Annotated in this window: 6 protein-coding genes; 5 read left to right on the top strand and 1 reads right to left on the bottom strand. The window is 51.3% G+C overall.

What is annotated here, in order from left to right; all coding sequences use genetic code 11:
- Positions 1-20 precede the first annotated feature (20 nt).
- The 5 genes from ICL55_RS03410 to ICL55_RS03390 all read left to right on the top strand — a co-directional run bounded on the left by ICL55_RS03410 (position 21) and on the right by ICL55_RS03390 (position 6,037).
- Positions 21-1,298, top strand: a complete 1,278-nt coding sequence (locus tag ICL55_RS03410; protein ID WP_188094632.1) for a hypothetical protein — start codon at positions 21-23, stop codon at positions 1,296-1,298.
- Between the two features lie 72 nt (positions 1,299-1,370).
- Positions 1,371-2,648 (top strand): hypothetical protein, encoded by a 1,278-nt coding sequence (locus ICL55_RS03405; protein ID WP_188094631.1) that lies wholly within the window; start codon positions 1,371-1,373, stop codon positions 2,646-2,648.
- Positions 2,649-2,723: 75 nt separating this feature from the next.
- Positions 2,724-4,004, top strand: coding sequence for a hypothetical protein (locus ICL55_RS03400; protein WP_188094630.1), 1,281 nt, complete (start codon positions 2,724-2,726; stop codon positions 4,002-4,004).
- 150 nt (positions 4,005-4,154) lie between these two features.
- A complete protein-coding gene (locus ICL55_RS03395; protein WP_188094629.1) occupies positions 4,155-5,057 on the top strand; it encodes an SDR family oxidoreductase in 903 nt (300 codons plus the stop codon).
- A 59-nt stretch (positions 5,058-5,116) separates the two neighbouring features.
- Positions 5,117-6,037 carry a helix-turn-helix domain-containing protein gene (locus tag ICL55_RS03390; RefSeq protein ID WP_188094628.1) on the top strand — a complete coding sequence of 307 codons (921 nt, stop codon included), beginning with the start codon at positions 5,117-5,119 and terminating at the stop codon, positions 6,035-6,037.
- Between the two features lie 47 nt (positions 6,038-6,084).
- Here the strand turns inward: ICL55_RS03390 and ICL55_RS03385 are convergent, their stop codons facing one another.
- Positions 6,085-9,564: a carbohydrate-binding protein gene (locus ICL55_RS03385; RefSeq protein ID WP_188094627.1), complete on the bottom strand. Its 3,480-nt coding sequence runs from the start codon at positions 9,562-9,564 to the stop codon at positions 6,085-6,087.
- Between the last annotated feature and the right edge of the window lie 82 nt (positions 9,565-9,646).

Below are 9,646 nucleotides of genomic sequence, written 5' to 3'. Positions count from 1 at the left end.
CACTTTAAAATCCATTTATTATGAAAGCCAGTAACACCCTCCCCACTCCTGATGTAGCCTTAGCAGGCACGCTCATTTACAACATTCGGGAACAAGCGGTCAATGAAAAAGAAATACATGCCGCACTCGAAGCCGGGAAAACAGTAGCGTTTAAACACACCGCTGCCGGTCAACCGGGAAAAATTATCCCGGGCCTTGAAATTCCTCATGGACTGGCGCTCTTTGCCGTTAAGCAGGAGCCTATCCCCGGCCATCCCGGCAGAAAGCACATTATTACGACCATCATTCCGGAAGAAATTCCGACGACCATCCAAAGTTTCTCGGCAGAGAAAGGTGCACAGGAAAGCAGGAAAGAAACTTTTTCCTTATCAGAAGAAGAAATTGAGGAAGAAATCAAAAAACATATGCAGCTTCAGGTAGACCTGGTTAATTCACTGACTCCTCCGGCAGCATTCTCTGCTTATTGGACGCCCGTTACCCAGAATTTCCCCTTTAATCCCGGTTATACACAGAATTTCTGGTCATACAAAAATGGAAGCGGCCAAACCGTGCAGGTAGTCGTAAGGCAGACTTATTATGTTTATCTCACCCAAAACGGGGGACAAACACAATTTAATATCATCGTCGTGCAAAACGGGTACTCACAGGCATCGGCCAACGGCGGGATTGTCGCCAACGACGGATGGGAAAAAGTATTTCTCAATTCCGACTTTCACCTGAAACAAAGCCTGAGTGGTTGTACCAACGCTTACGCCAGTTCACCCACCACCTCGCTCAACAGCTCCACCCCTATCCCGGACAGCATCAGCGTTCCTTTTCAACTGATATGCAGACAAGGCGGGAAGTCCAGTATCCAGTCATTCACCCCGCAATATTCTAATTCGGTATTAAGTACCGACTGGGGAATTATCCTGCAGCAGGATTCCGGCAACATTGACTGGTGTTATTACACCACCAATCCCTGGAATTCCACGCAACAGTATTTCCAGGACTTCGGCAACTGGTGGGGCAGGATGTATGATGGCGATGACAATGTGGTATCAATTAATAACCAATGCACCGGCGCGGTGAATTTCGATTCCGTCTCTCTCTGGAACACGCCGGCATCAAAAGGAATGACCAGTCTGAACGTAAACTTCGGATATTCCAGCTATTACTATTTCGTGGGTTTCGCCAATCCGAGTGGGACCGGCAACGGCCACCATCAAATGGTGCAGGCTTCTCCTTCCAATAACCCCAATCCTTCAGGTTATGATTTGATTTCCATTACCGGCTCTTACCAATATTTCAACTCATAATTCCGGTTTATGCCAGCCATCAGCCACTGCTGATGGCTGGCTGCTTATCCTCATCCTTAAAAACCATTTCCCATGAATATCAGTCACCCTACCGCCACATCCGACGGTATCCTGGCGGACACCCTTATCTATAACATCAAGGAACAAACCGTGAACGAGCAGGCCGTGCATGCCGCGCTGGAAGCCGGAAAAACAGTAGCGTTTAAACACACCGCCGCTGGTCAGCCGGGGAAAATTATTCCGGGCATAGACATTCCCCATGGACTGGCACTGTTTGCCGTCAAACAAGCCCCTATTCCGGGATATCCGGGCACAAAGCATATCATTACCACTATCATTCCGGAAACAATACCGGTGACCACACAGCGCATCTCTGTAGATAAGGGCGTACAGGAAAATCAGCCGGCAACTTTTTCCTTATCGGAAGAAGAAATCGATGAAGAAATCCGAAAACATATCCAGCTTCAGCCGGAAGCTTATAATGGACTGGTCCCTCCGACAGCATTGTCCGCTTTTTTTGGTGCGGTCACCCAAAACTTCCCCTTTAGTCGTGATTATTCCCAAAACTTCTGGGCACATCACAAGGGAAGCAGCCAGACCATTCAGGCAGTGGCGAGACAGACGTATTATGTCTACCTCACGCAGAATGGCGGACAAACACAGTTTGATATCATTATCGTACAAACCGGATACACGCAGGCATCGGCCTCCGGCACGCTTGCCTGCAACGATGACCAGGAAAGGGTGTTTCTTAATTCCTGTTTCCACCTGAAACAAAACTTACAGGGCTGTTCAAATACCTTCTCCAGTTCACCCGGCACAATACTCAACGGCCCGCAACCGATCACGGACAAGATCTCCGTACCGTTGCAGCTGATCTGCAAAAAAGGCGCTCAAATCGGTATCAACGGCTTTACCCCGCAATATTCCAACTCCGTGCTAAGCACCGACTTTGCCATTATGCTGACGCAGGATTCCGGCAACATTGACTGGTGTTATTACAACACCAATCCATGGAATGCCTTGCAGCAAAAGTTCCAGAACTATAACGACTGGTGGCAAAGGATGTATGACAGCAACGACAACGTGGTACCGGTGAACAACCAATGTACCGGGGTGGTGAATTTCGATGCTGTTTCTCTCTGGAATATTCACGCAGCAAAAGGTATGCGCAACCTATATGTAACGTTTGGGTTCTCCGGCAACTACGATTTTGTGGGCTTCGTTGACCGCAGAGGGTCAGGCAGCGGACATCATCAAATGCTGCAAGTGTCTCCCTTCAATACCCCCAATCCGGCAGGGTATGATCTCATCGCCTTAACTCACTCCTCCAGCTATTTCAACGGTTAAATAAATCTTGCTCTTGTCAGCCATCAGCTACCACTGATGGCTGATTTTTTTCCTCACCATTAAAATTCATTCTCCATGAACACCAGTCAAACCATTCCCACATCCGACAGCGTTATAACAGATGCCCTCGTGTACAACATGCAGGAACAAACGGTAGACCGGCAGGCAGTACGCGCGGCCCTCGAAGCAGGAAAATCTGTAGCGTTTAAACACACTGCCAACGGCCAGCCAGGAAACATCATTCCCGGTATCGAGATCCCTCAGGGACTGGCTTTATTTGCTATTAAACAAGTTCCCATTCCCGGATACTCCCACAGCAAACATACCATTGCTACCATTATCGCAGAAGAAATACCAGTCACCACCCAGGTAACTTCCGCAGAAAAAGGCTTAGGGCAAAGCAGGAAAGAAACTTTTTCCTTATCAGAAGAAGAGATCGATGAAGAAATCAAAAAACATACGGAGCTTCAGGTAGACCTCAACAATTCACTCACCCCTCCTTCAGACTATGAGGCCTATTTCCACCCTTATACTCAGCATTTCCCTTTCAACCCAGGCTATGTGCAGGATGCCTGGGACCATAACAAAGGGACCGTTCAATATTTTCAAATTCTCGTTACGCAGACCTATTACGTTTATCTGACGTTAAACGGAGCACAGCCACAGTTTAACATCATAATAGTACAGAACGGATATTCACAGACATCAGCCAATGGCAACATTTGTTGTAACGACGGATGGGAAAGGGTGTTCCTCAATTCCTGCTTCCATCAGAGACAGGTCTTAACCGGATGTTCAAATGCCTACGCCAGTTCACCTACCACCTGCCTTAATAGTTCCACTCCCATACCGGATACGATCGCCACTTCGATGCAACTGATATGCAGGGCAGGTGGTAAAGTAAGCTATAAGGACTTCACACCGCAATATGCCAATTCGGTGCCCAGCCCGGATTGGGGCATTACCCTGAACCAGGATTATGGTAGTGTTGACTGGTGTTATTATACCACCAATCCCTGGAATTCCACGCAGCAATTTTTCTGGAATTTTCAGGACTGGTACACCCGGATGTATAATGATGATAACGGCAACCTCGTATCGATCAACGATCAATGTTGCCTGGTCACCAATTTCGACTCGGTGGCCCTTTGGAATGCTGCCGCCCAGTTGGGAATGACCTCCCTGAACGTTGGATTGGGATACTCCAGCTGGTATTATATCGTTGGCTTTGCAAGCACCAACGGCTCCGGAGACGGTAGCCATGAAATGACAGAAGTATCGCCAGCTAATAGTCCCTCCGCGGTAACGGTCGATTTGATCTATTTAACAGGCTCTCAGAAGTATTTCAAACCGTAAGTCCTACCTCCCCATTGTACCAATATCAGTCATCAGCCCTTGCTGATGACTGATATTTCTCCCGCCTCGTTTTTGGCTACAACAACACGCGTTCCGGCTACAAATACCAGTTCAATTGGTTTCACCTTTGTGATACAAAAACAAAACAAGATGAAAGTATTTGTAACAGGGGCCACCGGATTTATTGGTTCCGCCGTGGTGAAAGAATTGCTGGCAGCAGGCCACGAGGTAACAGGGCTGGCCCGCTCCGAAGAAGCCGCGCAGAAAGTAACTGCCCTCGGTGCGAAAGTGCACCGTGGCGACATCACCGACATCGCCAGCCTCCAGTCCGGAGCAGCCGCAGCCGATGGCATTATCCACACCGGCTTTATCCATGACTTCAGTCGCTATCCGGAAATGTGCGTTGTTGACGGAAAAGCGATTGATGCGATGGGTGAAGTACTCATGGGCACCCAACGCCCACTCATCGTTACTTCCGGCACCGGTGTTATTGTAAAAGATACGGTAGTGACAGAAGAAGACGGTGTTGAAAACCAGGCCCATCCCCGGGCAGAAACAGAAAGGGCGGTGGAGAGATTAGCCGCCAAAGGTGTTCGTGCTTCCGTGGTACGGCTCCCTCCCTTTAGCCACGGCGCAGACGACACCCATGGTTTTCTTCCCATATTGATCCGGCTCACTAAAGATAAAGGCCGCGCAGCCATGATCAACGGGGGCGCCAATATATGGCCGGCCGTACACCGGTTGGATGCAGCGAGGCTGTATCGCCTGGCACTGGAAAGCAACCCGGCAGGCGGCACCCGTTTCCACGCGGTGGCCGAAGAAGGCAATGCCTTCAAAACCGTGACCACTGCTATCGGCGAAAGACTGCAGCTGCCGGTCGTTTCCCTGGACGCGGAGGAAGCCGCCGCGCATTTTACCTGGTTCGCACATTTCGCCAAAATCAACAACCGGGTATCTGCGGACATCACCAAAACAACACTGGGCTGGAAGCCTGTACATCCTACCTTGTCCGAAGACATGGCCGGAGATATATACTTCCCCGCAAATCAATAAAAGCGGTACATTCACCTACAGGCGGCGATACCGTCTGTAGGTTGTTAACTGATGAAACCATGCATACACCTCTCCGCATCAAAACCATCTCAGAGTTCCACGCGCTGCGCGGGTTGCCCAAACCTAAACATCCGCTGGTCAGCGTGATTAATTTTGATGATATCAAAAATCAGTTTGAAGCAGGCACCGAAAGCCTCATCTTCGATTTTTATACCATCTCCGTTAAACGCGGCATGAACCACCGCTACCGATACGGGCAACAGGACTATGACTTCAACGAAGGCGTGATGTTTTTTATGGCGCCTCACCAGGTATTGAGAATTGAAACAGAGGAAGAAAACCACCAACCCACCGGCTGGTCGCTCATCATACATCCCGATTTTTTCTGGAATACGCCACTGGCAAGCACTATCAAAAAGTACGACTTCTTTGGCTACGCGGTACATGAAGCCCTCTTTCTGTCGGAAGAGGAAGAACTAAAGATCCAACAGCTCATTGAAAATATCCGGCAGGAGTATCATACCAGTATCGATCAGTTTAGCCAAAACATTATTATCTCCCAGCTCGAAACATTGCTGAACTATGCCGACCGCTTTTACCAACGGCAGTTTATCACCCGCAACAAAGCCCATCATCTGGTGTTGGAGCAGCTGGAAACACTGCTCGATCACTATTTCGAGGCGGGTGATTTAAGCAGCAAAGGACTGCCGACGGTGCAGTATATCTCCGATCAGCTGCACCTGTCGCCTACCTATTTACGCAGCCTGCTTAAAATGCTGACGGGACAAAATACGCAGCAGCTGATTCATCAGAAGGTGATTGACAAGGCCATGGAAAAGCTGACCACCACTCATTTAACCGTCAGTGAAATCGCTTACGAGCTGGGGTTTGAACATCCACAATCGTTCAATAAATTTTTCAGGAAGAAGGCCAATATCACACCGATGGAGTTTAAACAACGGTTCCAACGGTCCAACTAAAAGAAAAGAGACGCTGATCAATCAGCGTCTCTTTTATACTTTATATTTTATATTTTAATCAAGGAGCGTGTTTTTGTTTGTCGATCTCCTTCCAGTCTTAGTATATACCTTCCCGCGGGTAGTGAACTGATGTCGCGGCTGATCTGCCGCTCCCCTTTCGGGATGTTCCACTGTCGCAATACATTGCCGCGTATATCCAATAGCGTTAGTCGCGTATAGGACAGGCCGCGCAGGTCTATCATCAGCTGTCCGTTGGTAGGATTGGGATAAAGGACAGGCCCTTTGGTGTCTGTTGTTTCCGGCGCCGGATATTCCGCCTTGCTGTAAGCCATCATGGTGGCGGGTTGGCTGACCGCGCAATTGTCAATCATGAACCAGTTAAACTTCAACGTGGTGCCCGACAGCACATGTACGCCGGTATAATTGAGCGCCGGCAGGCGGATGGTGTCTGTAATCGTTTTCCAGACGCCACCGGTATTAGGTATGCTGATGGTATCGAATTTAAAGGTGCTGTGGCCTATCCATATTTTAACCGGTGCGGTAGTCATCACCCGGAAGCTGATATTGTATCTGCCGGCGACCGGCACATTCAGGTTGCTGTAGGCGAACCAGTCGTTGGCTTTCAGGTTGGTGAAGTCCTGGCCGCCGCCCACGTCCGTACAGGTTTCCAGTACCGGCCCGGGCGCCCGGTTGGAAGCGCTTTCCGCTTCATACTTATCATTAACGGTACAGGTGTAGTCTATCGTCACCGTGGCCGTGGCGGACAAGGAGCCGCTGGCGGCGGTGACAGTATAAGTGCCCTGCGCGGTGCCGGCGGTAAATACGCCGTTGGTATCAATGGCATTGCCGGCGCCATCAACGCTCCACAGCGGCTTAAAGGTGAAGGGGTTGTTCCGCTGGTCGTAGCCTTTCGCCACGAACTGCTGCGAGGCCCTCAGTGGCACGGTAATCGCCGTGGGTGTCAGCTCAATGCGCGTGAGTACCGGCGGCATCACTACGTGTACGATGGCCGTATCACTGACCGTTCCTGCCGTGGCCAGTACCAGATAATCCCCGGCAGCGCTGCTGGTAAACAGCCCGCTGGCATTGATGCTACCGCCGGCGCCCTGCACAGACCATACCGGCGTGACGGTGAACTGGCTGCTATCCTGGCCGTAGCCGGTGGCGGTGAACTGCTGCGCCTGACCGACGTTGATGGTAGCGCTGTCTGGTTTGATCACCACGCGCGACAACGGCACAGAGTCGGCCCGGATAATGCTTAGCCAGTTGAAATTCCAACCGTCTTTGTTGGCGACGATCTTCAATGTTTTTTGTCCCTGCTCTAATCGTATAGGCGCTGAGGTGACCGTGGTCCATTTCTGCCATCCGCCGCTGGCGGGGAGGTCCACCGTTTGCAGCGTGGTAGTGTCCAGCTGCACCCGTAGACCGGAAGCGCCGTTCACCGCCACCCGGAACTGTATCCGGTAGGTATCGGTGCGGGGCACCTCAATGTCATACTCAAACCAGGTGCCGGTGCCGATGTAACTCACGTCCAGTCCACCGCCCACATCTGAACAGGGTTCTGTATTATTGTTGTTGCTGTTGTCAAAGCTTTCGGCCTGTATCTTCACCGGTATCAGCTTGTAATTGGCCGGCCGCCGCGTCACAAAGGCCACGCCTGTTTTAGTGGTGGTATCTACCGTAGCCGTGACCGTTACCTGCCCGGAGCTATTCAACGTGGCCAGCCCATTGGGGGTGATGCTATTTCCTGTGCCGGTAATGCCCCATGTAGGAGTAACGGTCATCGGATAACCATTCTGGTCGAGGGCTTTGAAGGTATACTGCTGCTGTTTCCCGGGCAGGAAAGACAGATCGGCCGGCGTCACCATGATAGTGTCCAGTACCGGTGTGCCCAGCCCTTTCTGATATACACGGGCATAGTCTACCTGCATGCTGTCGGGCCAGTCCGCCTCCGTGATGGCGCCGCCCATGCCTCCGCCGATGGCCAGGTTCAGGATGAGGTGGAACTTCTGGTCGAAGGGCCAGTCTTTCCAGTCGGTATGCGGATTAGGATAAGACAATATCTGTGTGGTATCGTACCGGAAGCGGATCGTATCCGGCGCCCACTCCATCGCATATACGTGATACACGGTATCCGCGTCCATCAGCTTTTTCGTGTTGGTGACACCGCCGCCATTGGTCCAGTTGTGGTTCTGTGTGTGGACCGTAGCCATCACCGTTCCGAAGTTGTTGCCTACATGCTCCATAATATCCAGCTCTCCGCTTTTGGGCCATCCGCCGTAGGCGCTGGTGGTAGGCATCAGCCAGATAGCTGGCCAGGAGCCGCGTGCGCGGGGCAGTTTGGCCCGTACCTCTACTTTACCATAGAGGAAGTCGAATTTACCCTGTGTGATGAGCCGGCCGGAGGACCATGGCTCGGTAGTGTTACCGTTAGGGAAATCCTTTTTTCCGGTGATGACGAGCCGGCCATTTCTCACGCGGGCATTGTCATGGGTAGTATCGGTGTATACCTGTTGCTCTCCGTTGATCCATCCTTTGGGGCGTGCATCTACGATCCATTTGGTACGATCAGGCTGCCCGTCGGTATTGAACTCGTCGGCAAACACCAGCGTCCAGTTGGGGTTGCCTTCAAATACGACATTGCCTTTCGCCGTATAGCTGGTGACGTTAGCCGTGGCCAGCTCTGCGCCGGCTATCAGCAATTTCAGCGTGGTACGGGAATAGTTGGCGCCGGAATTGCCGCTGAGGGTTATGCGTGCCGTGGTATCATTTACCCGCAGCACATTACTGATCACAATGCCCGGCGGCAAATTGGGGGCGGTCCAGTTAGCAGTGGTCAGGGTGGGTTTCAGGACCCCTCCTTTCACTTCCGCAGTGAGGACAGCGCCGTTCTCATGCCCCATCTGAATGCTGGTGTCCTTCAATACGATGGCCGTGGGATTGGGTCCCTGCAACAGATCGAAATACAGGATGCCATTGGCTTTCTTGCCATCGATGTACTGAATGGCGATGGTGTTGAAATCCGTCCGGTTTTTTACGCTCTGGAAATTATAGGTCGCTTCTTCCCAGTGGTTCACCCGCGAAGGTTTGAAGGTAAAGAAAACAGCCTTGCTGTAGTTGTTGCCGGGCTGTAGTTTGAACATGATCTCATCCAGCGTGGTGGCATACACCAGCATTTTAAAAGTGCTGTTGGAGGCGAGATCGAAAGAGTCTCTCAGTGAACACGACGCGCTCATGTACTCAAAGCAGGAAGTGTCTTTGGTGAATTTGGCTACCAGCGGACTGGTGTTCAGTCCGGATGGATTGGGATTGGGCACCCCGAATTCCACCTTACCGGTAGTGGTGTTGCCGGCGTAGTACGTCCATTTACCGGAGCAGGGGCCGTGGCCTTCCATGTCGTCCAGCAGGAGGTATTGCGCATGTAGTGTGCTGCACAGCAGCAGACAGGGCAACAATAATAACAGTAGCCACTTAGCCCGCACAGGTAGTCCCCGGCGAGCAGCAGATTTTGGTTTGCTCGTTTTCATAACGTTTCATTTTTGAAAGGCCGGCGCAGCCGGAAAGCTGTGCCGGCCGGGGTTTTATAGTATCAGGGTTTTAGGTTCGTCT

It is taken from the genome of Chitinophaga varians, from assembly GCF_014529945.1.
Classification (GTDB): domain Bacteria; phylum Bacteroidota; class Bacteroidia; order Chitinophagales; family Chitinophagaceae; genus Chitinophaga; species Chitinophaga varians.
The sequence above is the reverse complement of the archived record's forward strand: the minus strand, read 5'-3'. Positions and strand labels throughout refer to the sequence as shown.